The following is a 24,543-nucleotide window of genomic DNA, read 5'->3' on the forward strand; positions in this document are numbered from 1 at the left end:
CCGCTCAGAGATGTGTATAAGAGACAGCTCCCGGAATGCTTATTCCCCGGCAGCAGTGACCGTCGGACCGATGAAGCACTCGGACGGACGCTGCCTGAGCTGTGGCGAGCGCCTCTTCGCTCACGTCGACGGCGGATACGCGTGTCACAACTGCGGTGCGCGACACCTCCTCGAGCCTTTGGGCGGGAGATCAGCGGAGCAAAGCGGCCTCGAGCGCCGGCTCGAGGTGTAGACGAAACCGCAGGGTATTCATACGACAGCTACGAACCGTTGTCTGCGTGCGAGGGTAGCCAAGCGGTCAACGGCGGCGGACTCAAGATCCGCTCGTGTAGACGTTCGTGGGTTCGATCCCCTCCCCTCGCACTCACCACAGTGCGGCAAGAGCGAGCCTCTTGCCCTCGCAAACTTCTACGCAACACTGACCGACGAGTAATCACTGAACATCAGTGCACACCGTCCCATGACTGGAGCGCGGTTCGGAGCGAGCGCAGTGAGAACCGCGGATGCGAGTAGCGCGGGACCTGGTCCCGCGGACCGTGCGAGCGGGCGCTCAGCGCCCGCGAGCAGACGGGAAACGACGTGACCCGCGAGCGAACGAAGTGAGTGAGAACCGCGAACTATACGATCGGTGTGTGAGACAGTTCCAGTTGACACGCTTAGTAGCTGGCAGTACGGTTTTCGTATTTAGTCTGACCCGTAAATCTGAGACGGTTCGATACCTATAGTAGCCACTGAAAGTCAGTGCGCACCCGATCGCACGATGGCTGTGCGATCGGTGTGCAAACAGCTTCAGTTGTTACTATACAGATGCGAATGGAAGGCCGGCGATGGGTCTGCGGTATCGACCACCCACCCGTGGGTGGGACTTTCGCGGTGGTACCGACGAGTAGCAGGTCCTGCTCGCACGAACACAGGGGATTGCCACACCCTCCCCAACCGATTCGCTCACTCGCTGTGCTCGTTCACTCATCCACAGGAAGACGCAGCGCGTCTTCCAAGCCTTCGCTCGTTTCCTCGCGAAGACCTCGCGCAGTGTCAGCGAGCAGTTCTCGCTACTGCTCGAACTGCTCACCAGCGCGCGCCACTGCAGAGAGAGTGGCTGACTCGGGGTGAGACGTAGCTCGGCTGTACTGAACGCGAGTTTCGTGCGATGTCTGAGCAACGAAACTATGCGACCCTCCACTGCTGTAGTTGCTATCAGTTCTCTCGAGAACCAGCGGTCCACGGACGCCGACTCGAGCCGAGGGACGTGTCGAAACGTGATCCCTTTTTCACGGCGGCCCACCGAAATCGAATAATGAGCGACTCCGACGAACTCGACCGACGAGCCGACACCGCCGTCCGCGCGGCTCGAGCGGGCGCTGCGATCGCTGGCGACGCGTTTCGCACGAGCCTGGACGTCGAGACGAAAAACGGCAAAACCGACGTCGTCACACGGGCCGACCGCGAGGCCCAGGTTGCGGTGATCGAGGCGATCCGCGAGACTTACCCCGACGACCCCGTCGTCGGCGAGGAGGACGACGAACTGAAGGCGGTCCCGAAGTCGGGCCCGGCCTGGATCGTCGACCCCATCGACGGGACGAACAACTTCGTCCGGGGGATCCGGGCGTTCGGGACCGCCGTCGCAGCGGTCATCGACGGCGAACCTGTCGGTGCGGCGATCGTCTGTCCGGCGCTGGACGACGAGTACCGAAGCGGTCCCGAGGGAGCGTTCCGGAACGACGAGCCGATCGCCGTCAGCGACTGTGCCGACCCCGAGGCCGCGACCGTCTCACCGACGTTCTGGTGGGACTTCGACCACCGCGACCAGTACGCCGCCGCAAATCGGGAGATCGTCACCCGCTTCGGCGACATGCGACGATTCGGCTGCGCCCAGCTCGGCCTCGCGATGGTCGCCTCGGGCGCCCTCGAGGGGATCACGACGAACCTGCGAGCGAACCCCTGGGACACCGTCGCAGGCGTCCACGTGATCCGCCAGGCCGGAGGGCAGGTGACCGATCTCGAGGGCGAACGCTGGCGCCACGACAGCGAGGGACTGGTCGCCTCGAACGGCGCGATTCACGACGAACTGCTCGAGGCCGCCCGGGGAATCGACGCGTAGGCTGGCGTTTTTCTCGGAGTGTAAACCGGAAACGGTAAGCGGTCGCTCCCACGGGTATCGGGTATGGACGAGTACATCGAACGGTTCGGGCCCGTCAAAATCTGGGCCGCGACCGTCATCGTGCTCGCTGTCGCCATTGCCGCCCTCGCGGTGGCGTTTCCACAGCGAGTGTACGTCGATCTCATCTGGCAGTACTACTGGGGGCCAGTCGTCGCCGACGCTCACGGCTGGAACTGCGTCGCGTGGGCCGACGGCGCCGAACTACCCTGCAACGAGGCCGGCGCCAACGCCGGGCCGACCGCAGAGCCCGGCTACACGGCGATCTCGTACGCCGGCTACATCCCGACGCTCCTGTTGTTGTTGGTCGGGATCTACTTCATCATCGACTGGCTCGAGATCGAGCGCTACCGAGCGGGCTTTTTCGCGCTGTTCCCGTTCATGCTGTTCGGCGGCGCCCTGCGAACCGTCGAGGACGCGAACGTCGCGGCCTACCGCGACACGGGTGAGCTGGCGATCGAGCTGCCGTGGTCGGGCTTTCTGATCAGCCCGCTGATCTACGTCACCGTCTTCCTGGTCGCGCTGGTCGCGATCGTCGCCGGGGTCTGGCTCGAGCGAAAGGAGTACGTCTCGGGCTACGAGTACCCGCTGTTCGGGGTCGGCGCCGTCGCGCTCGCGGCGACGCTCGGCTTCCTCGGATACACCGCGGCGACGCAGCCGTACTCGACGTTCTACCCGTCGATCCCGGCGATCGTGCTTACGGCCGCCACCGTCTCGACCGCGCTGGTCTGGCTCGGTATCGAGCGGTTTGCACCCGATCTGAACGCGGGCACCCGGTACATGGGGATCGTCATCATCTGGGCCCACGCGGTCGACGGCTTCGCAAACCAGCTGATGCTCGACTGGTCGCACGTCTGGGGGATGACGTACACGCCGAAACACCCCCTCAACGACGCGATCGTCACGTACACCGGTGCGTTGCTCCCCCAGAGCGCGGAGGTGATCGGCGAGGCCTGGCCCTTCGCGCTCCTGAAACTCGCCGCACCCGTGTTCATCATCTGGCTGTTCAACGAGGAGATCTTCGAGGAGAGCCCGCAGTTCGCGTACCTGCTGTTGGTCGCCGTCGTCGCCGTCGGCCTCGGTCCCGGGAGCCGTGACATGCTCCGGGCGACGTTCGGCGTCTGACGCGGCGGATCCGTCGTCGCGCCCGCCTCGAGTCGACGTGCTTTTGCGCTCGCCCTCGGATATCCGTCTCGAATGACCGAGCGAGAGCCACGCACCGGTTCGGAGCCCCCGCCGCACAGGGATCCGTCGTCCGAGGCCGATCTCGAGCGGCTCGTCGAGGAGCTCGAGGAACTCGAGGAGCTCGTCGACCACCCGGCCGAGCGCGAGCAGGTTCGACGGGCGATCCACACCGCTCACCGCGTGCCGGGCGTCCACGCGGTCGAGAACGGGATCAAGCGCTACACCACGCGCGACATGGCCGAGGCGTTCGTCGGCAGCATCCTCCTCTCGCTTCCCCTGCTCGTCGAGGACGGGGTCTTCGAGATCGCCGAACACTTCGTCGAGTTCGCGGTCGCGGGGGTGCCGGTCTTTCTGATCGCGAACGTGCTGTTCATCGGCCTGTTCACGACCGCGTTGCTCTACTGGACCGATATCCGCGACGTCGGCGTGACCGACCCGCTGTTCGGCTTCGTCCCCCGCCGCCTGGTCGGCGTCCTCGGGATCTCGCTGCTGACGGCGACGGGGTTGATGATCATGTGGGGACGGATCTTCGAGGGAGAGCCGACGACTGCGGAGGCGTTCGGACGGATCACGGTTATCTGGACGGCGGGGGCGTTCGGCGCCGCCCTGGGCGACATCCTGCCGGGCGAGAGCGAGGGCATCGACGTGACGAGAGAGGGCCTCGATAGGATCCGGGACGATGGACGGTAGCCGACCTGCACCGTCGCCGGATCGGGAACGACTTACCGCGCCGAGATACAAGGGACGGGTATGACAGCAGATTCGCCCGCGGAGGCGGGCTGGTTCGCGGGCCTCGAGCCCGACGATCCCGAGGCCGCGGCGGCCGCGATCGCCGAGGAAACGGCCCCCGATCCCGCGGACTGGCCGAAGCTAGCCGTCGAGGCTGGCTTTGCGAACGACGCCAAGGAGTACTACGACCGACTCAAGGAGGCGACGACGGCAGCGACTCGCGAGGCCGTCGAGCGGGCCGAGCGGGCCGACGACCGCCAGCTCGTCCACGCGGTGCGGACGATGGACGACTGTCAGCGAACGGCCAACGAGCTGGCCGAACGCCTCGCCGAGTGGGCCGGGACGATCGACCCTGACGCGGGCGCGGGCGTCGACTACGCCCGCGAGCTGGTCGCCGACGATGACGCCGACCGCGACGGTGGCGTCGATCACCCCCGAATCGTCTCGCTCGCCGAGCGCGTCGTCGCGCTAGCCGACGAGGCCGAGGCGCTCCGCGAGTACGTCGAGCGTGAGACGCCGACCGTCGCCCCCAATCTCGCGGCGCTTGCCGGTCCCGTGCTCGCAGCCCGGCTGATCTCGCTGGCCGGCGGCCTCGAGCCCCTCGCGAAGAAACCCAGCGGAACCGTCCAGGTTCTGGGCGCCGAGGACGCCCTCTTCGCCCACCTCCGGGGCCACGCTTCTTCGCCGAAACACGGGATCATCTACACCCACGACGCGGTGCGGGGCACCCACCCCGACGAGCGGGGCTCCGCGGCGCGGGCGGTCGCGGGCAAACTCTCGATCGCGGCCCGCGTCGACCACTACTCGGGCGAGCGCAAGCCCGAACTCGAGGCCGAACTCGAGGAGCGTATCGAGACGATCCAGTCCCGAACCGACGACGGCGAGGGCGGCGAGAGCGGGGGTGACGACGAGTGAGCGACGAGCTTCCCGCGGGCGTCGAGCGCCGTCAGTTCGACGGTGAGGAACGCCTTGCGACGCGGGGCGAGCCCGTCTACGGCGAGCCGACGAACGAGGGATGGCGCGCCTGGAACCCGAACCGATCGAAGCTCGGCGCGATGCTCGAGCTTGGGATGGAGACGGGGCTCGCGGGCGGCGACGACGAGATGGTGCTATACCTCGGCGCCGCCAGCGGGACGACGGTGAGCCACGTCGCCGACGTCGCAGGCCCGACGTACGCCGTCGAGTTCGCCCCGCGTCCGGCACGGGACCTTCTCGAGGCGGCCGACTCCCGGCCTCGACTGTTCCCGCTGCTCGCGGACGCCCGGAAACCAGAGCGCTACGCCCACGTCGTCGAGTGCGACGTCGACGCGATCGTCCAGGACGTCGCGACGCGGGGTCAGGCCCGGGTCGCCCTCGAGAACGCGCGCTTTCTCGCCGACGACGGCCGACTGGTGCTCGCGGTCAAGGCCCGAAGCGAGGACGTCACCCGCGAACCCGGCGACGTCTTCGCCGACGTCCGCGACGAGCTGTCCGAGGGGTACGAGGTTCTCGAGTATCGTCGGCTCGACGACTACCACGCGGACCACCTCGGGATCGTCGCGCGTCCGCGGTAGGTGGAATCGGATCGCGTCACACGAGAGGTGTTCGACGGCCGATCGGTCCGCTTTCGCTGACCGTCATAGCAAGGGTACATAAACCCCAACCCGAACCCGTTTTGCGGGTCTTACGAGCCCGCGGGAATCGCGTTCTGTCCTTATGTGGTCGCCGTTCCGTGACTCGAGTATGGACTGCAACCAGTGCGAGCAAACCCCGGAAGGCGGCTGTACGGTGCGGGGCGTCTGCGGGAAGGAGCCCGACATCAACGGGCTCCAGGAACTCGTCGTCTACGGGCTCAAGGGAATCTCGGCGTACGCGACCCACGCCCGCGACATGGGCTACCGCGACCCCGACGTCGACGCTCTCGTCCACGAGGCGCTGTACTCGACGCTGACCAACGTCAACTTCAGTACGGAGGATCACGTCGACCTCGCGATGCGGTCCGGGAAGGCCGCCGTCGACGTGATGGAGTTGCTCGACGAGGCGCACACGACCGAACTCGGGGTCCCCGAACCAACCGAGGTGCCCCAGAACGCCGTGGAAGGGAAGTCGATCCTCGTGACGGGCCACGACCTCTACGGACTCAAGCAGTTGCTCAAGCAGACCGAGGACGAGCCGATCAACGTCTACACCCACTCGGAGATGCTGCCGGCCCACGGCTACCCCGAGCTCGCGCGCTTCGACCATCTGAAGGGGAACGTCGGCGGCGCCTGGCACGACCAGCGACTCCTCTTTGCCGACTTCCCCGGCGCGATCGTCGGCACGACCAACTGCGTCCAACCGCCCAAAGAGGAGTACCGCGATCGCTTCTTCACGACGGGACTGACCGGGCTCGAGGGCGTTGAAGCGATCGACGACTACGAATTCGGACCCGTCATCGAGAGGGCTAACGAGCTGCCGGCGGTCGACTGGGAGAGCGACGAGACCGTCACGACCGGCTACCACCACGAGCCCGTCCTCGATCAGGTCGACGAGATCGTCGACGCCGTCGAGTCGGGCACGCTCCGTCGTTTCTTCGTCGTCGCGGGCTGTGACGGGCCGACGCCCGGTCGGGACTACTACCGCGAACTCGTCAAGGCGATCCCCGACGACTGCGTCGTGCTGACGACCTCGTGTGGCAAGTTCCGGTTCAGCGACCTCGAGATGGGGACCGTTCCCGGCACCGAGATCCCCCGGTACATCGACCTCGGCCAGTGTAACAACTCGATTTCGACGGTAAAGATCGCGGGCGCGCTCGCCGAGGCGTTCGACTGCGGCGTCAACGACCTCCCGCTGTCGGTGGTGCTGTCGTGGTTCGAGCAGAAGGCGATCGCCGTCCTGCTCGGTCTCCTCCACCTCGGCGTTGAGGACATTCGACTCGGACCGACGGTGCCGGAGTTTCTCACCGAGTCGAACGTCGAGTTGCTCCACGAGGAGTTCGGCCTGCGGCCGATCGGCGAGCCCGAGGCCGACCTCCAGGAGATGCTCGGCGAGCCACAGCCGGTCTCGCAGGCGCAGCCGGCCGACGACTGAGTGCCCGGTCCGTCCGTCGCCCTGTCGAGTCCAAACGGTATTTATCACCGCGGCCGAAAACGGGAGCCAATGGAACGCGGGTCGCCGGAATCGTTTACGCGCATGGGTACGCTCGGGATCGAGGAGGAGTTCTACGTCGTCGACGAACGGGGTCGCCCGACGAGCGGCACCGACGACCTCGTCTACGAGCACGATCCGCCCGAGATCCTCGAGGGACGGCTCGACCACGAGCTGTTCAAGTTCGTCATCGAGACCCAGACCCCGCTGATCGAGGAGCCGGGCGACGCCCGCGACTCGCTGCTGTCGGTTCGAGAAGCGCTGGCCGACCACGCCGAGACCCACGGCTACCGGATCGCCGCGGCTGGACTCCACCCCCTGGCGAAGTGGCGCGAACTCGAGCACGCCGAGAAGCCGCGCTACCGCTCCCAGCTCGACCGCATCCAGTACCCCCAGCACCGCAACACGACCGCGGGCGTCCACGTCCACGTCGGCGTCGACGACGCCGATAAGGCGGTCTGGATCGCCAACGAGCTGCGCTGGTACGTGCCGATCCTGCTCGCCCTGTCGGCGAACTCGCCGTACTGGAACGGGTTCGACACCGGACTCCAGTCCGCCCGCGCGAAGATTTTCGAGGCACTGCCCAACACCGGGATGCCGACGCAGTTCGAGGACTTCGACGACTTCGACCGGTTCGAACGCCGGATGCTCGAGACCGACGCCATCGCCGACCGGGGCGAACTCTGGTACGACGTCCGGCCCCACACGGCCCACGGCACCGTCGAGCTGCGGACGCCCGACGGCCAGGCCGACCCCGACGTCGTGATGGCGTTCGTCGAGTACGCCCACGCGTTAGTCGAGGTCCTCGCCGAGGAGTACGAGGACGGCACCGCCGGCCATCGGCACCGTCGGGAGCTGCTCGACGAGAACAAGTGGCGCGCGATCCGCCACGGACAGGACGTCTCCCTTATCGATCGCGACCTCGAGGGGACCGTCGACCTCGGCGAACTCGTCGACCGGGAGTGCGAACGGCTGGGGATCGACGGCATCCGCGAGGTCTACGAGCGCGAGAGCGGCGCCGAGCGCCAGCGCCGGCTCCGAGAGAACGAGGGAACCGACGCCCTCTGCGAGTCGTTGCTGCTCGAGACGCACTGATCATCCCACTTTTTCCTAACTACGGGAGCGCCCGGAGCTCCCCGCGCTCGGCGCTCTCGTAGAGCGCGTCGATCACCCGCATGTTCGCGACGGCCTCGTCAGCATCGGTCCGGGGCCGCGCGCCCGATTCGACGTAGTCGGCGAACCGCTCGACCTGCAGGCGGTAGTGGTCCACGGGATCGAACGTCTCGACGGCGTGGCGGCCGTCGATTCGGTACTCGAGCTCGAGCGGTTCCTCGAGAGGTGCGTCGAAGGCGTCCTCGACCTCGAGCCAGCCGTTTGCGGCCTCGACACGGCAGCGCTGTACTTTCTGCGTGTCGAACCCGGAGGCGATCCGGGCCGAGGCGCCGTCGTGGTACTCGAGGATCCCCGCGAGTTCGGTGTCGACGCCCACAGCCCGGGAGTCGTGGGTGTGGGCGTAGACCCGGTCGGGCTCGCCGAGGAACTGGCGGGCGGCCGAGACGGCGTAGCAGCCGACGTCCATCAGCGAGCCGCCCGCAAGGTCGGGATCGAGGCGGACATTGTCGGGATCGCCGAACAGCGGGAACTTGAACGCAGCCGAGACCGAGCGGACGTCCGCGAGCTCCTCGCGGGCGAGCTCGATCGCGCGCTCGGTTCGCGGGTGGTAGCGGTACATGAACGCCTCCATCAGCGTGACGCCGCGGTCCTCGCAGCGGGCGGCGACGTCGCGGGCCTGGTCAGCGTCGACCGCCAGCGGCTTCTCGCAGAGCACGTCCAGGCCGGCGTCCGCGGCTCGGATCGTCCACTCGGCGTGGGCGGTGTTCGGCAGAGGAATATAGACGGCGTCGATCCCGCCGTCCTCGAGCAGCTCCCCGTACGCGCCGTAGCTCCGCGGAATGTCGAACTCGTCGGCGAACGCCCGAGCCCGCTCGAGGTCGCGGGAGGCGACCGCTCCGACCGCGTGCTCGCTCGCGTCGATCGCGGGCAGTACCGACTTCCGCGCGATTCCCGCCGTGCCGATGATGCCGAACTCCATGCGTCCGATGTCTCGGCCATCGGTAAAGAACCGCACGCCGAGGGGCGACGACGTCGACGCGACGGTCGCTCGTTTCGAGCCGTCGTCTCTGATTGCCGTCCTCGGGGACGGAGCCCGTCCGGCTTCCCTGTGGCAGTGCGGAAATCCCGATCGAGCCACCACCGACGGCGAGGACTGAAGGAGGCAATACGGACGACCGGGACGTTCGCTATCGGTTTTCGGATCGAATGTGCAAACGTTGCACAAGCACCGAAAGGGTTATCGATCCGTGTGCAAAATTTGCACATAGCATGAGTGCGAGCGACGATCCCCGACGCGTCCACTTCCAGTCGCCGGAGTACCTGGTCGACCGGCTCGACGCGATCGCGGAGCTCCTCGAGACGGATCGGACGGAGCTCCTCGTCGAGGCCATCCGTCAGTACATCGAGGAGACCGCAGACAGCGAGACGTTTCAGGAGCTGGTTGCGAGGAAGTACTACGACGGCCGACTCGAGTTCGAGACGGTCAAGCAGTTGGTCGGTGCCGAGACCGCTCAGCGACTCCGGCTCCTCAGGGCGGATCTCGAGGACGAGCCGCTCGATCTCGCTGCTCCCGACGACGCGGATGTCTACGGCGACGACGCGGTGACGATCGATCCCGCGGACGACGATCGATGAGCGGTGGGAGACAGCTCCGAACGGTCGTCGCCGACACCAGTGCGCTCGTCAGTCTCGCCGTGCCCCGCACCGACGCGGACCCCGACACCGATACGGCTCCGGATCCGCTCCAGTACCTTCTCACGTCATGTGAAGTATTCGTACCGCCCGAGGTGATCGCGGAGCTTCGGGATATGACGCAGTACCGGGATATCCACGGCGCCGCCGCGAGCAACGTCCTCGCGGCTCGCGATCACTACTCGGTCGAGGATCCGTACGAACGCTCCGATGCCCCGGACTCACGGCCAACGTTCAGTCTCGACGACGGCGAGACCGATGGGATCGTTCTCGCGAACGCGCTCGGCGTTGACGGCTTTCTGACCGACGAGTTCGGTGGGACGAACTTTCCGCTCATCCACGCGGTACTCCAGGGTCCGCGCATCGTCCCGACGCCGCGACTCATCCGTGACTACGCTCGGAACGGCCATCTGACCCACGGCGAGGCGAGAACGCTGATCGGCGCGATCAGCCCGCACCGAAGCTGGGACGACAGCCCCTACGTCACCCGGATACTGGCACTCCTCGAGGAATAACGGCGGTGGCCGTTACCTCGCTCGTATTTTTCGTGCCAATCGAGACGAGTCCCTCCTCGATATGTCACTCGTACGTTGGTCACGGCCGGTCGACCGAATCACTATCTTTAAACAGCGAGAAAATCCCGGCGTTTACGCCGTCATCAGAAATTTCCGATTGTTGATTGCCCGTCAGACGTAGTCTGACGACCGGGCGTGAATCGCGTCACTCGCCTACACAATCAACCGTCGATGCCAGACCGGATATTCCACGCTAACCCGAATCATTAAGTTATCGTGCCTACATAGGCTATGTATGGCGATTGAGGTCACGCGCACCTACGTTGGTTCCATCCAGAACCACCGACAGGTCAGCGATGGCCTCGATTCGCTCGGAGACTCCGCCTCGAAGATTTGGAACGTCGCACGCTGGACAACCGGCCGTATCTGGAACGCAACAGGCGAAATCCCAGACGAAAGGGCGCTCAAAGCGTACATGAAGAACCAACCCTGCTGGAAAGACCTGAATGCACAATCCAGTCAGAAAGTCATTGAAGAACTTTCTGACGCTTTCCAGTCATGGTTCGTTCTGCGACACAAGGATGACGAGGCGAATCCGCCCGGCTACCGCAAATACGGCGATACCCGGCCCAAGAGTACGGTCACGTTCAAAGCAGACGGGTTCAAACACGACCCCGAAAACAACCGCGTCCGACTCAGCAAAGGCTCAAACCTCAAAGAAAACTGGTCGGACTTCATCCTCTGTGAGTACCAGACTCGTCCCGACGTTGATCTCTCGGAAGTCACTAAGGTGCAGAACGTTCGAGCTGTCTGGGACGGTGACGAGTGGGAGCTGCACTTCGTCTGCAAGGTTGAACTCGAAACCAACGATTCCGCAGGCGACGGTGTTGCTGGAATCGATCTTGGCATCACGAACATCGCCACGGTCGCCTTCCCCGTCAAATACGTTCTCTACCCCGGTAACTCGCTCAAAGAAGACAGGCACTACTTCACCCGAGCAGAGTACGACACTGAGGGTGAGAACGGCCCGTCGAAGAAGTCGATGTGGGCACGCAGGAAACTCGCAGACCGCGAGACGCATTTCTACCACGTTCTCACGGACACCATCATCACCGAATGTGTCGAACGCGGTGTTGGAACACTCGCGGTGAGTTGGCCTGAAGACGTGCGTGAGTCAGACTGGGGTAAGACCGGCAACAAGAAACTCCACACGTGGGCGTTTGACCGCATCTACCAGTACCTCGAATACAAAGGTGAGATCCGTGGAGTCGAGGTGCTGAAAGAGAACGAGTGGAACACCTCGAAGACGTGTTCACGGTGTGGTGACGATACGAAGTCGAATCGTGTCGAACGTGGCCTGTACGTCTGCTCATCGTGTGAGTTGGTAGCCAACGCAGATTGTAACGGGGCGGAGAACATGCGACAGAAGATAACTCCGAGTCCTCACGGCGAGGATAGGAGTAACGGCTGTGTGGCACAGCCATCGGTACACCTGTTCGACCGCGAGAGCGGGACGTTCACCACGAGAGAACAGGTCGTATCGTAGACCAGCAAATATCCCACCCTGCGGTACGGGAAGCCCCGTCGTTTACCACGGGGAGGATGTCACGTGATCCCGTCGGATACGACCAGCCATGAACGTCTATCGGACCCAAACCGGGCTCAGTCACCAGTTCCGGGACGTACTGAACTTCTACTACCCCGCCTGCATCGACACCAGGGTCGGCGGATACGCGGCCCAGCTCGACGAGCGCGACGGCCACGTTTACGACTCACAGACGAGACACCTCGTCGCGACCGCGCGGGGCGTCCACAACTTCAGCCTGGGCGTCGTCGCCGACGGCCCCGACTGGTGTCGCTACGCCGCTGAACACGGCCTCCAATTTCTCTCGACAGCCCACTGGGACGCCGACCGCGAGGGGTACGACTGGCTGCTCGACGGCAGGGAGCCGACCGACCGCACCCGCTACTGTTACGGCCACGCCTTCGTCCTGCTGGCCGGGGCGCGAGCCCTGCAGGCCGGGATTCTCGGTGCCCGAACGGAGGTCGAACGGGCGTTCGAGGTCCTCGAGGACCGGTTCTGGGAGCCCGAGCACGGCCTGTACGCGGACCAGGCCTCGCCGGACTGGGAACTCGAGTCCTACCGCGGCCAGAACGCGAACATGCACGCCTGCGAGGCGCTGCTCGCGGCCTACGAGGCGACGGACGAGGATCGCTTTCTCGAGCGGGCGTCCACCGTCGCCGACCGCTTTACGCGCGAGGTGACGAGCGCGACCGATGGCCTGCTGTGGGAACACTACACCGAGGAGTGGGAGCCGGACCTCTCGTACAACGAGGACAGCCCGCGCCACCAGTTCCGCCCGCCGGGCTACCAGCCGGGCCACCACGCCGAGTGGGCGAAGCTGCTCGCCCTGCTGGCGGACCACCGGTCGGAGTCGTGGATACTCGAGCGGGCGTTCGAGCTGTTCGATGCCGCGGTCGACCTCGGCTGGGACGACGAGTACGGCGGGCTCTACTACACGGTCGAGGCCGACGGCGAGCCGATCGTTCCCGACAAGTACGGCTGGGTTCACACGGAGGCGATCGGCGCCAGCGCGCTGTTGAGTCGCCACGATGACGCCTACGCCGACTGGTACGATCGGCTGTGGGCGCACTCGCTCGAGCACCTCCGGAACCCGAAGTACGGCAACTGGTACGAGCGCCTGACCCGCGAGCACGAGCGCGACGACCCGAACCGGGGGACGGCCGTCGAGCCGGGTTACCACCCGCTGACGAACGCCTGGCTCGCGATACGAGCGCTCGAGGACGAGCCAGCCGCCTTCGAGTGAAAACCAACCGGACCGATCAATCCGTCGCGGCGACGTACCCCCGCGCGATCCGTCGCGTCGCGACCAGCGTCGCGTAGGCGCCGACCAGCGAGCCGACGACCAGCGAGGGTCCGCCCATCTCGACGAGCGCGCTCGAGAGGGCGATCCCGAGCAGGAAAACGATCGCTCCGGAACACCAGCCGACGAAGTAGGCGGCGTTACCCGCTACGTCGCCGAGCCCGCCGAACCCAGCCCGGAGCGAGCCGCGTCGGGCGTAGTTCCCGATCCCGATCGGGAATAGGTAGCCGGCGACCGCGAGGGCGAACAGCACGGCCGTCGATCCGGCCAGCACGACGACGGCGTCACCGCCCGTCGGCGCTCGCGTCGTCTCGAGCAACAATCGGAACGTCACGCCCGCGGCGAGCAGCGGCGCGGCGAGGTAGGCGAGTCCGAGTACGGCCGCGCCGATGCCACGGGAGAGGACGCTCCGCTTGAGCGCCGACGGGGGGTCCGGATCGGGCGCTGCGGCGAACACCGACACGAGATACCCCGCCAGCGGGACGAGCGCGAGGACGGGGACGGCGATCGCGTGGACGAACACACAGAGCCAGGCGACGAGCAGCGCCTTCTCGCCGTGCTCGCCGCGAAGCGGGTACCGCAGTGCGTCGTCCATCCACGCTGGTCTCGAGTGCGATTCGGTTTACGTCTTCTGTGACCGATCCATCACGAATCGAGAACGTTCGAGCGCGATCCGAACCGGTTCGGTCCGACCGACGGACCGCAAGCGGGAGTCGCCTCCTCGGCCGAACGTTGAGGGGTACTCGTGAGCGAATGAAAATACGCATATTTATTATGAGGGCACCGAAATTTGTGGGTGGTTATGGCAAACAACCGCCTAGTCACGCGTCGACAGTACCTGCTGTCGACCGGTGCAGTCGGGACCGCGGTCCTCGCCGGGTGTGCGGAGGACGAGGATCCCGACGAAATCGACGACGAGGGGAACGGGAACGGGAACGGGAACGGGAACGGGAACGGGGACGACGACGGCGACCTCGAGGTCGTCCACTGGTGGACCGCCGGCGGCGAGGAGGAGGCCTTCGAGGCGCTGGTCGACGGCTTCGAATCGGAGACGGAGTACACGGTCGAGTCGAATCCGGCACCGGGTGGGGCCGGCGCGGCCATCGACGCCGAGATCCAGACCCGGGTGCTCGACGAGGATCCGCCGGGAACGTTCCAGATCTGGCCCGGAGAGGCGCTTCGAACCTACACGGATGAGGGGGCGCTCGAGCCGGTCGACGAGCTGTGGGAAGACGGCGCCGAAGAGGAGTACCTCGAGAGCGTTCTCGAGGCCTCCAGTCCTGACGATGATACCGTGGCGGTCCCGATCAACATCCACCGGCTGAACAACGTCTTCTACAACGTCGAGGTGCTCGAGGACTCTGGCGTCGACCCCGAGGGAGTCGACAGCCCGGAAGCGTTCCTCGAGGCGCTCGAGGCGGCCGACGACGCGGGATACGTCGGGCTCACCCAGCAGACCCAGGAGCCCTGGGGCGTGCTCCAGCTCTGGGAGGTCGTCTTCACCGGCCAGCACGGCGTCGACGCCTTCCAGCAGTTCTTAGACGGCGAGGCGGCCGAACTCGAGGCCGAGATCGAGGAGTCGCTTGCACTCGTCGAGGAGACCAGCGAGTACTACAACGAGGACGCCGGCACGGTCTCGTGGGACGAGGCCAACGCCGACGTGATCACCGGCGACGCCGCCTTCCACCACAACGGCGACTGGGCGGCCGGCGAGTACCAGGGTGCCGACGACTTCGAATACGGCGAGGACTGGGACTACATCCCGTTCCCTGGTACCGAAGACGTCTACACGATGGTGATGGACTCGTTCGTCATGCCGGCGAACAACCCCTCGCCCGACGCGACCGAGGCGTGGATCGAGTACTGCTCGACCGTCGACGCCCAGGAGCGGTTTAACCCGCCGAAGGGGTCGATCCCGCCACGAACCGACGTCCCGACCGACGAATTCCCGCCGTTCCTCCAGGACCAGATGGACGACTTCGAGGAATCCGACGAGCAGGTGACGTCGATCTCCCACGGGAGCGGTCTCGAGCCGGGACAGGCAAGCGAGGTCGAGGAGGCGTTCGCGGTGTTTACCGACAACTGGGATCCCGAGGAGACCACCGAGGACCTCATCGGAATCTTCTGACGAACCACGACGATATTTTATGGGATTTGATATACGTCGGCTACTCGATCGTATTCGCCGCGGACGGACGGACGGCTCCGAAGACGGCGAGCGGACGCTCAGAACGGACGGGGGAACGACCTCGAGCCGCGGGAGCAGAGCCTCGCGGTTGCGCCACAGCGACGCCGTGCAGGCGCTTCCGTTCTGGCTGCCGCCGGCGCTTCTGGTCGGGCTGTTCGTCTACGGCGCGGTCAGCTGGAACCTGCTCATCTCGCTGACCGACTGGAGCGGGCTCGCCCAGCCCGACTACACGAGCCNCGTCCTGCTGGTCGCCTTCACGGTCGTCTCGCTGGCGATCGGCCTCGTGCTGGCGATCCTGGTCGACCAGAACATCCGCTTCGAGAACACGTTCCGAACGATCTACCTGCTGCCGATGGCGCTGTCGTTCGTCGTCACGGCGATCTTCTGGTCGTGGATGTACAACCCCTCGACGGGGACGATCAACGTCTTCCTCAGTACGATCGGGCTCGACTTCCTGACGATGGACTGGATCGGCAATCCGACGACCAGGCTGGCGGCGATCATCTTCGCGCTGACCTGGCAGTTCAGCGGCTACGCGATGGTCGTCTATTTAGCGGGGCTGCGGGCGATCCCCGACGCACACTACGAGGCCGCGAAGGTCGACGGCACGAGTTCGCTGCGGATGTACCGCCGCGTGATCGTTCCCCAGCTCAGCGCGTCGACGACCTCCGCCGCGGTCGTGTTGATGGTGTTCGCACTGAAGGCGTTCGACTTCATCTTCGTGATGTTCGGCGACACGCCCGGGCGATCCGCGGACATCCTCGCGGTGATGATGTTCCGGGTCGCGTTCTCGCGAACCGAGTGGGCCTACGGCGCGGCGGTCGCGACAGTCCTCTTCCTGATGGCGCTGTCGGTCGTCGCTCCGTACCTCTACATGCAGTACAAGCGCGGTGATCTCTGATGGAAGGACGAACGCGAACGAGGCGACCGAACGGAATCGAACGCGACGGAGGTAGCGACCGATGACCGCTGCCGAGCGAACCGAATCGGGCTCGAGCGAGGGCCGACTCGCGACGACCCTCGAGACGATCGATAGCCAGCGGGCCGCGCTGTACGCGGTGTTGCTGGGGCTGATCGCGTTCTACCTCTCCCCGCTGTGGGGCGGGCTGACGACGGCGTTCAAGACCCAGACGGGGTTCGTCCAGACGACGCCGCTGGCGCCGCCGACTCCCGAGTGGTTCACCCTCGAGCCCTGGGAGCTGGCCTTTGCGACGATGCAGGGCGGGCTCGTCAACAGCCTGCTGTTCGTCGTTCCGGCGACGATCCTGTCGGCGCTGCTGGGTAGCCTCGCGGCCTACGGGTTGACGAAGCTGTCCTGGCGGGGACAGATCGGAATCCTCGTGCTCTTTCTGGCGGGGGTTTTCCTGCCCTACCAGTCGGTGCTGGTTCCCCTGCGGCAGTTCTGGTCGGCCGTCGACCTCGCGGGGCTGCTCGCGTTCGCGCCGTTTCTCGCCGAGCGGGCGGACCTGATCGAGCTGACGGTCACCCACACCGCCTACGGGATCCCGATCTGTACGATCCTGTTCCGATCCTACTACAAGACGCTCGACGACGAGATGATCGAGGCGGCGAAGATCGATGGCGCCAGCGCCTTCGGGATCTACAAGCGGATCATCCTCCCGCTGTCGATGCCGATGTTCGCCGTGACGCTGATCTACCAGTTCACGCAGGTCTGGAACGATCTGCTGTTCGCGCTGGTGCTCGTCACGTCGCGGTCGAACTACGTCGTGACCCAGTCGCTGAACGAGCTCCAGGGGTCGATGGCTCAGGAGTACAACATCCAGATGGCGGGCGCCTTCATCGCCGCCCTGCCGACGATCCTCATCTACGTCGTCTTCGGACGGCAGTTCGCGAAGGGGATCACCGGTGCATCGTAGACGACCACGACACACTCACTACCAATGGCAACTCTCACGCTCGAAAACGTAACGAAACGCTTCGCCGACGGCGATGACGAGATCGTCGCGGTCGACGACGTATCGATCGAGATCGACGACGGCGAGTTCCTCGTCCTCGTCGGTCCCTCCGGCTGTGGCAAGTCGACGACGCTGCGGATGGTCGCGGGCCTCGAGACGATCTCCGAGGGCGCGATCGCGATCGACGACGAGATCATCAACGACGTACCGGCCCAGCGACGGGACATCGCGATGGTGTTCCAGAGCTACGCGCTGTACCCCCACATGACCGTGCGGGAGAACATGCGCTTCGGCCTCGAGGAGTCGACCGACCTCGACACCGAGACGATGGACGGCTCCGTCGAGCGCACCGCCGAACTGCTCGAGATCGAGGAGCTGCTCGATCGAAAACCCGGAGAGCTCTCGGGCGGCCAGCAACAGCGGGTCGCACTGGGGCGGGCGATCGTCCGGGATCCGTCGGTGTTCCTGATGGATGAACCGCTCAGCAACCTCGACGCGAAGCTCCGCGCGGGGATGCGCATGGAGCTTCAGCGCCTGCAGAACGACCTCGACGTGACCACGGTGTACGTCACCCACGACCAGACCGAGGCGATGACGATGGGCGACCGAATCGCCATCCTCGACGGCGGGAAACTGCAGCAGGTTGCGACGCCGCTGGAGTGTTACCACCGGCCGCGGAACCTGTTCGTCGCCGGCTTCATCGGCGAGCCCTCGATGAACTTCTTCGACGCGACCCTCGAGGGCGACGAGCTCGTCCTCGAGGGAACGGAGCTGTCGTACCCGCTCTCGGCGCCGATCCGCGAGGAGCTCGAGGGCGAGACCGAACTCGTCCTCGGCGTTCGCCCGGAGGACGTCAAGATTCTCGACGAGGCGACCGACGACCACGCGTTCCCGGTCACGGTCGACGTCGTCGAGCCGATGGGTAACGAGAACAACCTGCTGGCGACGTTCGAGGGAAGCGAGCTGTCGATCAACGCGATCGTCGACGGGATGCGCCACGTCCAAGCTGACGAGCGCTACGCCGCCCGACTGCCCGAGTCCGCGATTCATCTCTTCGATCGCTCGAGCGGACGGGCGCTGCACAACCGTCGGATCGACGACGAGGAGAAGCTGCTCGAAACGCGCGTCTGAGCCACTCGAGGTCGGGAACCGAACCCCCACAAAGGTTTAACCATACAGGTGGCCTCGTCCTCCACGAGAGGGACATGGCTTCAGACGACACCGACGACCGTCCGGACGAGGGGGGCGGGGACGACGAACGACTCGAGGCCGACGGGACGGGCACCGAACGTCCCCCGACCGTCGAGGAGGTCGACCAGCGGATCGTGGATCTGCTCTCGTGGATCCTCGACACGGAGACGCGCGCGAAGATATACGTCCACCTGCTGGCGAACCCGGGCAGCACCTCCGAGGAGGTCGCGAAGGGGACCGGGCTCTACCCGAGCACCGTCCGGGAGGCGCTGGCGGAGCTTCACGACGAGGAGCGCGTCAGCCGGGAGAAACGCGAGAGCGAGGGGGCCGGCAACAACCCCTACGAGTACACGGCGATCCAGCCGAGCGAACTGGTCGGCGGCGTCGTCGACCAGGTCCAGCACGAGCTCAACACCATCTTCACGCTCGATCGAGTCCTCGACCGACACGCGGAGGACGGGTTCGAGGAGGAACTCGAGCCCGTCACGATCACCGTCGACGACACCGACGCGGCGTCGGCCGACGACGACGTCGATCCGATGGCCCTCGAGGACGACATGGACATCGACAGCGGCGAATCGGACGACGACGAGCCGGAGTCGGACCGGTAGCAACCTACTCCTCGAGTCCGAGCACCGCGGGCCGCTCGAGTTCGAACGATCGATCGACGGCCGACACAGTGAGCGTCGGCCACTCGCCGGTCTCGGTCAGCACCTCGATTTCGGTGTCGGTAACGAGCGCGGTGTCCTCGCTTTTCGCACCCTGTACCGTCGGGTTCCAGGCGTAGGCCATCGGCGATCGGACCGATGCCCCGTGGTCCGGCGTCGCGATCCACTCGCGGCCGGCGAAGCCGGCGGCCCCGCCCTGGTGGTGGCGCTCCCACTCGCCGTCGTGGCCGACTCCGGCGTAGGCCTCGCGGATCGCATCGAAAACGTCGCCGGCTGTGCCGCCATTCGTCGCGGCCTCCTGCGTCGCCGCCAGCGCCGTCGTCTCGACGCGGGCCGCGGCCCGGTGACGGTCCGCGAGCCAGTTGGGCGGGTCGAAGGCGACCGCGCGGGTACAGCTGGCGTGCAAGCCGCCCCGCTCGGCCGTCGCCGAGACCAGCGCGTAGTCGCCGAGTTCGGCCTCGGTGGGCGTGTAGTGACGGTATCGCTGTGCGCGCTCGCTTCCGCCGGCGAGGGCGACCGGCGACTCGATCCCGCGGGCCGAGAGCCCGACCCGCAGCGCCGAGACGACCTCGCGTTCCGTGTCGCCGGGCTCGAGCTCCCGACAGACCGACTCGAGGACCGTCGCCGTCTCCCGGCCGAGCTCGCGGTAGCGCTCGCGGTCGCGCTCGGTCAGGGGCTGGCGGAGTTCGGTCGGATCGACCCACTCGAGTCCCGGGACGTCGATGTCCGCGGCCGCGCGCTCGCTCTCGGTCCGATCACCGATCGCCTCGGCCAGCGAGCTCTCGTACCAGGGGAACCGCTCGACGGAAACGCCCTCGAGGTCGGGCAGCTCCTCGGTTTCGATACGGTCGGCCTCGATGGTGTCGGCCAGCACGCGGATCTCGCCGTCGAAGCCGACGGCCGCGACGCCGGCGTCGCCCTCGCGGTCGACGACGTTGCTCCCGCCCGTGAGCCAGGCGAAGGCGTTCGGTCGGGCGAACCAGATCGAGTCGAGGTCGCGGACCTCGAGGTGGCGCTCGAGTCGGTCGCGTTTGTCCATGCCGGGCGCTGGTGAGGTCGAGCCTTGAATGCGACGAACCGGTTCGGCTCGACTCGGGTGAACGGTGCGAATCCGCCCGGGACCGGGCTCGACTCGGGCAATCTAAATACGGGTGGTCCTAATCCTCGCCAGAACGTCCGTGTCGACCCACAGCCACACCCCCGGTCTCCGATTTCGCTCGTTGATCGCTCGCGTTGGCTTCCCACACCTGCTCGCGGCGACGCTCGCGCTGGTCGCGGCGACGATCCTGCTCGGCGTCGCGGCGAAAGCCACCGGTGCAGGACTGGCCTGCGAGGCCAACTGGCCCCAGTGTGACGCCGGCCCGTACAACCTCCTGCCCGCGAACCTGCCGAGTTTCTACGAGTGGTTCCACCGCTTCGTCGCGATGTTCGCCGGCTTCGCCATCATCGGCTCGGCGGTCGCAGCCTGGCGCTCGCCGTCGATCGACAAACGCGTCACGGCGCTCGTCGTCGCCGGGATGATCCTGACGCCGATCCAGGTCGTCCTGGGCCGGGAGACGGTCACTCAGTACACGATGGACATCCTCTCGCTGCACTTCTGGACCGCAGTCCTGATCTTCTCGATGTTCGTCGTCGCGACCGCGCTCGTCTGGTCGGCCTCGCTGCGAGCCGGCCACGTCAGCGCCGCGCTCGGGCTCGGCCTTCTCACCCTGCCCGCCCACGTCGCGCTCAGCCCGACCGACCTGAGTCTCGTCTCGAGCTACTCGCCAACGGTTCAGCTGCTCCAGTACGGCGTCACCCTTGCCCTGCTGGCGTCGGTGATCGTCGCCGTCCTGGTCGGCCGATGGCGCTTCGACGACACCGCGCTACTGGGGCTGCTCTCGGTGTCGGCCGTGCTGGCGCTGGTCGTCACCTACCTCGGCCGCCAGGCCGTGATGACCTACAGTCCGCTGCTGGACGACCTCTACCTCGTCACCGCGCTCGCGTTGCTCGTCGTCTTCGGCGTCGGAATCTGGCGAAGCCGATCCTCGGCCGGCGCTCGAAACGCCTGATCGCTCTCCTCTGCTGCTCAGTTGTTGAGAAAACGGGTTCGGTGTTCGGTCTCTTTCGTGAATCTTGATCGGTCGATTCGGTACACGGAGGGTGCGTATGGACCATATGGCAATGAGTCTGCAGCCCTGACTGACCACCGCTGGGTGGGACTGAAACGGGCTGGCCGGCTCGGGGAGCGAGGCGACGCAAGCACCGACCGAGCGGAGCGAGGGGAAGTCGTTCGAAAGACGCGAAGCGTCTTTCGTGATGACGAGAGAGCTTTGCTCTCTCGAACCACGCGCAGCGAGCCGCAGCCCTCGAGCCGGCCAGGGGCTTTCGCGGTAATACCGACGAGTAGGAGGTCTGCTCGCACGAACACAGGGGATTGCCACGCCCTCCCCAACCGATTCGCTCGCTTCGCTCGCTCATCCACTGGCAGAGCAAGCTCTGCCAAGCCATTCGCTCGTGTTACTCGCGAAGACCTCGCACAGTGTCTTCGACCGTCCTCACTAGCGTTCGGCCGGCCGACAGCGCGCGCCACCGCAGGAAGAACGGTCGGATCGAACTGATACATGGTCCACCTATGCGTAACCCAATCTTCACCAGACTATCAAATAGAGAAATTAGTACGACCGTTTGCTGCTATCCGGCCGTGAGCACGACTCCCGCAGCCGCGGCCGTCGCTGCGACGCCGGCGAGAAACAGCACGTAGTTCGCCACCGGGCTCTTCGCGGGGGTCACGTTCAACGTGTACCGGCGCCTCGAGACGGGCCAGAACGGCCTGATTCCCATCGGCGTCAGCGCGTCGGCGAGCAGGTGCGAGCCGATCGAGAGCGTCCCAATGAGAAAGGCGAATCCGACGAACGCGACGTCGACGAGCGGCGACGCGGCCTCGACGAGGACGGCCGCGGCCGCGGCGAGGGCAGCCCCGACCAGCGCCGCGAAGACGAGGGTGTGGGTCGGCCCGCGGTGTGCAACGAACGGCAGTCGGTGATCGACGTCGGGCAGCGTCGACAGCGAGACACAGACGAGGCCGCCGACGATCGCCACGGCCTCGAAGTCGGCGAGCGCGACGACGGCGCCGATCGGCGCGTACGCGAGCAGGGCGGCGCCGTAGTGACCGTACTGATACATCTCGGGTAACTGGTTCCCGATCGTTGATAAGTTCTCCCCCGAACGTCTCGAGTCGCTCGCGTCCAACCGCGGTCGTTATGGGAGCCGACCCCTTCAGTACGGGCCGTGCAAAACGTCACCGACAGGACGAGCAACCCGTTCGGCATGCGACCGCCCTTCGACCGGAGCCCGCCCGGCGATCGAGCCGCCGTCTTCGGCTACGGCGACGCCAACGCGGACTTCCACCTGATCGGCGACCATCCCGGCGTCCACGGCGGCGCCGACACCGGCGTCCCCTTCGGCGCCCCCGAGGTCGAGCCACTGCGGGAGATCCTCCGCGAGGTCGGCTTCGAGAGCGGCCCGCGGGACGAGCCTATCTTCGAGAACCTGTTCGCCAGCTACGTCCACATGTGTACGCTCCCGACGGGCGACGTCCCAACCGACCGGGGGTACGACGACCTCGAGCGCTACCTCGACGCCGAGTTGCGCGCGATCAACGCCCACATCCTCATGCCCGTCGGCGAGCGCGCGACCGACCGCGTCCTCGAGGGGTACACCACCCAGCGCAGCCGGATCGACCTCGAGATGCCCGCGTTACACGCCACGGAGATCCGCGGCCGGGGCTTTCTGGTCGTCCCGATCAGGGACCCGAGCGAGTGGGAGGACACGGAACGGGAGGCGCTCGTCGCGCGCCTCGAGGCGATCCTCGGGCGGGACTACCGCCAGACGAAAGGCGTCGCGACGCTCGTGGGATAGTCAGAAGTCCTCGAGCGAGGACTGGCCCTCCTCGGGGTTCGGATCGCCGTCCCGATCGGCGTCGGTTCCGTCAGCTGGTTCGGCTTCGGTATCGGGGGTCCCCGCCCAGCCGTCGAGGCTGGTCTGGTCGGCCGCGGCGAACTCGAGGTTCGCGACCCTGACGCCAACCTTCCTGACCGGTTCCCGTTCGAACTCCGCGAACAGCTCTCGAGCGATGCGCTCGACCAGTTTCGGCTCGTCGATCGGGCCGGGCAGCGATCGCTCGCGGGTGTTTACCTCGAAGGGGGGCTCGACGGCCTTGACGCCGACGGTCCGGTACAGGGCGCCCTCTCGCCGGGCGCGGTCTGCGACCGCGGCCGCCAGCGTCTCGATCTGTTCGTACTTCGGCTCCGGCTCGCTGACGGGCTCGGCGAACGCCGACTCCCGCGAGAAGCTCTTGGGATCCCCTTTCGGCTCGACGCGACGGTCGTCGTCCCCGCGGGCGCGGTCGTACAGCTCCCGGCCGCGCTCGCCGAAGCGCTCGACCAGCGGTTCGGGGTCGGCTGCGGCGACGTCGCCGGCGGTCTCGAGCCCCATCTCCCGCAATTCGCGGGCCGTTACGGGGCCAACGCCGTGGAGCAGGTCGACCTCGAGAGGCGCGAGAAACTCGCGGAGCTCGCCGGGACGAACGACGGTCAGCCCGTCGGGTTTGTCGAAGTCGCTGGCGATCTTGGCCGCGCTCATCGTCGGCGCGGCGCCGACGCTGACGACGATTCCGACCTCCCGGCGGATACGGTCCTTGACGTGGCGGGCGAAGCCGTCGGCGACCTCCCAGGCGGTTCGGTCGGTGACCTCGAGGTAGGCCTCGTCGATGCTCACCTCGCGGACGACGTCGGCGCAGTCGTGGAGAATCTCCTGGACCTCGCTCGCGACGGACTCGTAGTAGTCCAGGTCGACGGTGCGGTAGTAACCGGTCTCCGATTCGACGAGTTCGGGGTCGTAGTCGTCCGCGTCCGGATTCAGTGCGGCGCGACGGGGAAGTCGCTCGAGGGCCGTCGAGATCGCCTGCGCGCTCTCGACGCCGAACTCGCGGGCCTCGTAGCTGGCGGTGGCGACGGCCCCGTTCGTCTCGCCGGGCTCGTACCCCATGCCGACGACGACGGGGTCGTCCTCGAGTTCGGGCTCTCGAAGCCGCTCGCAGGCGGCGTAGAAGCAGTCGGCGTCGACGTGAAGGATTATGGGATCCTCCTCGTCCTCGTCGTCTTCGACGCCGGGAAGTCGCGGCCCGTCTGCCATTCACAGGAGAGTTCGGGCGGACG

Annotated in this window: 24 protein-coding genes and 1 tRNA gene; 20 read left to right on the forward strand and 5 right to left on the reverse strand. The window is 66.3% G+C overall.

Annotation, left to right across the window (positions count from 1 at the left end):
* Positions 1–70: 70 nt before the first annotated feature.
* The 9 genes from C491_RS23030 to C491_RS19880 all read left to right on the forward strand — a co-directional run bounded on the left by C491_RS23030 (position 71) and on the right by C491_RS19880 (position 8,272).
* On the forward strand, positions 71–232 hold the full coding sequence (locus C491_RS23030) for a hypothetical protein (protein ID WP_160167170.1): 162 nt from the start codon (positions 71–73) through the stop codon (positions 230–232).
* Positions 233–280: 48 nt separating this feature from the next.
* Positions 281–363, forward strand: a tRNA-Leu gene (locus C491_RS19845).
* A gap of 934 nt (positions 364–1,297) precedes the next feature.
* Positions 1,298–2,101 carry an inositol monophosphatase family protein gene (locus tag C491_RS19850; RefSeq protein ID WP_005559619.1) on the forward strand — a complete coding sequence of 268 codons (804 nt, stop codon included), beginning with the start codon at positions 1,298–1,300 and terminating at the stop codon, positions 2,099–2,101.
* A gap of 63 nt (positions 2,102–2,164) precedes the next feature.
* The gene (locus tag C491_RS19855) at positions 2,165–3,283 is read left to right on the forward strand and encodes a DUF63 family protein (RefSeq protein WP_005559622.1); all 1,119 of its coding nucleotides are present in this window, start codon (positions 2,165–2,167) and stop codon (positions 3,281–3,283) included.
* 72 nt (positions 3,284–3,355) lie between these two features.
* The gene (locus C491_RS19860) at positions 3,356–4,033 is read left to right on the forward strand and encodes a hypothetical protein (RefSeq protein WP_005559624.1); all 678 of its coding nucleotides are present in this window, start codon (positions 3,356–3,358) and stop codon (positions 4,031–4,033) included.
* Between the two features lie 60 nt (positions 4,034–4,093).
* The gene (locus tag C491_RS19865) at positions 4,094–4,987 is read left to right on the forward strand and encodes an NOP5/NOP56 family protein (RefSeq protein ID WP_005559630.1); all 894 of its coding nucleotides are present in this window, start codon (positions 4,094–4,096) and stop codon (positions 4,985–4,987) included.
* Positions 4,984–5,625, forward strand: coding sequence for a fibrillarin-like rRNA/tRNA 2'-O-methyltransferase (locus tag C491_RS19870; RefSeq protein WP_005559637.1), 642 nt, complete (start codon positions 4,984–4,986; stop codon positions 5,623–5,625). The genes C491_RS19865 and C491_RS19870 overlap by 4 nt, the downstream gene beginning before the upstream one ends.
* A gap of 169 nt (positions 5,626–5,794) precedes the next feature.
* Complete coding sequence (hcp, locus tag C491_RS19875; protein WP_005559639.1) at positions 5,795–7,120, forward strand: hydroxylamine reductase; 1,326 nt, start codon at positions 5,795–5,797, stop codon at positions 7,118–7,120.
* A 69-nt stretch (positions 7,121–7,189) separates the two neighbouring features.
* Positions 7,190–8,272, forward strand: a complete 1,083-nt coding sequence (locus tag C491_RS19880; protein ID WP_005559640.1) for a glutamate--cysteine ligase — start codon at positions 7,190–7,192, stop codon at positions 8,270–8,272.
* 19 nt (positions 8,273–8,291) lie between these two features.
* Here the strand turns inward: C491_RS19880 and C491_RS19885 are convergent, their stop codons facing one another.
* Positions 8,292–9,269 (reverse strand): Gfo/Idh/MocA family protein, encoded by a 978-nt coding sequence (locus C491_RS19885; RefSeq protein WP_005559641.1) that lies wholly within the window; start codon positions 9,267–9,269, stop codon positions 8,292–8,294.
* A gap of 290 nt (positions 9,270–9,559) precedes the next feature.
* On the opposite strand from C491_RS19885, the gene C491_RS19890 reads away from it, so the two are divergent.
* The 4 genes from C491_RS19890 to C491_RS19905 all read left to right on the forward strand — a co-directional run bounded on the left by C491_RS19890 (position 9,560) and on the right by C491_RS19905 (position 13,325).
* Positions 9,560–9,925 carry a ribbon-helix-helix domain-containing protein gene (locus C491_RS19890; protein ID WP_005559642.1) on the forward strand — a complete coding sequence of 122 codons (366 nt, stop codon included), beginning with the start codon at positions 9,560–9,562 and terminating at the stop codon, positions 9,923–9,925.
* Positions 9,922–10,497, forward strand: a complete 576-nt coding sequence (locus C491_RS19895) for a hypothetical protein (protein ID WP_005559643.1) — start codon at positions 9,922–9,924, stop codon at positions 10,495–10,497. Before C491_RS19890 ends, C491_RS19895 begins: the two co-directional genes overlap by 4 nt.
* 295 nt (positions 10,498–10,792) lie before the next feature.
* Complete coding sequence (locus tag C491_RS19900; protein ID WP_005559644.1) at positions 10,793–12,043, forward strand: RNA-guided endonuclease InsQ/TnpB family protein; 1,251 nt, start codon at positions 10,793–10,795, stop codon at positions 12,041–12,043.
* An 88-nt stretch (positions 12,044–12,131) separates the two neighbouring features.
* The gene (locus C491_RS19905; RefSeq protein ID WP_005559645.1) at positions 12,132–13,325 is read left to right on the forward strand and encodes an AGE family epimerase/isomerase; all 1,194 of its coding nucleotides are present in this window, start codon (positions 12,132–12,134) and stop codon (positions 13,323–13,325) included.
* Positions 13,326–13,341: 16 nt separating this feature from the next.
* On the opposite strand, the gene C491_RS19910 is transcribed toward C491_RS19905, so the two are convergent.
* Complete coding sequence (locus C491_RS19910; RefSeq protein ID WP_005559646.1) at positions 13,342–13,977, reverse strand: DUF4013 domain-containing protein; 636 nt, start codon at positions 13,975–13,977, stop codon at positions 13,342–13,344.
* 207 nt (positions 13,978–14,184) lie between these two features.
* Between C491_RS19910 and C491_RS19915 the strand changes: the two genes are divergently transcribed.
* From C491_RS19915 to C491_RS19935, 5 genes are all read left to right on the forward strand, one after another.
* The gene (locus tag C491_RS19915) at positions 14,185–15,510 is read left to right on the forward strand and encodes an ABC transporter substrate-binding protein (protein ID WP_005559649.1); all 1,326 of its coding nucleotides are present in this window, start codon (positions 14,185–14,187) and stop codon (positions 15,508–15,510) included.
* A gap of 19 nt (positions 15,511–15,529) precedes the next feature.
* On the forward strand, positions 15,530–16,471 hold the full coding sequence (locus C491_RS19920) for a carbohydrate ABC transporter permease (protein WP_005559650.1): 942 nt from the start codon (positions 15,530–15,532) through the stop codon (positions 16,469–16,471).
* Positions 16,472–16,532: 61 nt separating this feature from the next.
* Positions 16,533–17,447, forward strand: coding sequence for a carbohydrate ABC transporter permease (locus C491_RS19925; protein ID WP_005559651.1), 915 nt, complete (start codon positions 16,533–16,535; stop codon positions 17,445–17,447).
* A 24-nt stretch (positions 17,448–17,471) separates the two neighbouring features.
* Positions 17,472–18,617 (forward strand): ABC transporter ATP-binding protein, encoded by a 1,146-nt coding sequence (locus tag C491_RS19930; RefSeq protein WP_005559652.1) that lies wholly within the window; start codon positions 17,472–17,474, stop codon positions 18,615–18,617.
* Between the two features lie 74 nt (positions 18,618–18,691).
* A complete protein-coding gene (locus tag C491_RS19935) occupies positions 18,692–19,288 on the forward strand; it encodes a helix-turn-helix domain-containing protein (RefSeq protein WP_005559653.1) in 597 nt (198 codons plus the stop codon).
* 4 nt (positions 19,289–19,292) lie between these two features.
* On the opposite strand, the gene C491_RS19940 is transcribed toward C491_RS19935, so the two are convergent.
* The gene (locus tag C491_RS19940; RefSeq protein ID WP_005559654.1) at positions 19,293–20,384 is read right to left on the reverse strand and encodes a M24 family metallopeptidase; all 1,092 of its coding nucleotides are present in this window, start codon (positions 20,382–20,384) and stop codon (positions 19,293–19,295) included.
* Positions 20,385–20,523: 139 nt separating this feature from the next.
* On the opposite strand from C491_RS19940, the gene C491_RS19945 reads away from it, so the two are divergent.
* Entirely contained in the window at positions 20,524–21,396 is an 873-nt protein-coding gene (locus tag C491_RS19945) for a COX15/CtaA family protein (protein ID WP_049892415.1), read from the forward strand.
* A gap of 622 nt (positions 21,397–22,018) precedes the next feature.
* On the opposite strand, the gene C491_RS19950 is transcribed toward C491_RS19945, so the two are convergent.
* The gene (locus C491_RS19950; protein WP_005559656.1) at positions 22,019–22,510 is read right to left on the reverse strand and encodes a metal-dependent hydrolase; all 492 of its coding nucleotides are present in this window, start codon (positions 22,508–22,510) and stop codon (positions 22,019–22,021) included.
* A 105-nt stretch (positions 22,511–22,615) separates the two neighbouring features.
* On the opposite strand from C491_RS19950, the gene C491_RS19955 reads away from it, so the two are divergent.
* Positions 22,616–23,245, forward strand: coding sequence for a uracil-DNA glycosylase family protein (locus tag C491_RS19955; protein WP_049892418.1), 630 nt, complete (start codon positions 22,616–22,618; stop codon positions 23,243–23,245).
* Here C491_RS19955 and C491_RS19960 read toward each other — a convergent pair whose 3' ends face one another.
* Positions 23,246–24,520, reverse strand: coding sequence for a DNA polymerase Y family protein (locus tag C491_RS19960; RefSeq protein ID WP_005559658.1), 1,275 nt, complete (start codon positions 24,518–24,520; stop codon positions 23,246–23,248). It abuts the gene before it with no gap.
* Between the last annotated feature and the right edge of the window lie 23 nt (positions 24,521–24,543).

The sequence above is a fragment of the Natronococcus amylolyticus DSM 10524 genome, assembly GCF_000337675.1.
GTDB classification, from domain to species: Archaea; Halobacteriota; Halobacteria; order Halobacteriales; family Natrialbaceae; genus Natronococcus; species Natronococcus amylolyticus.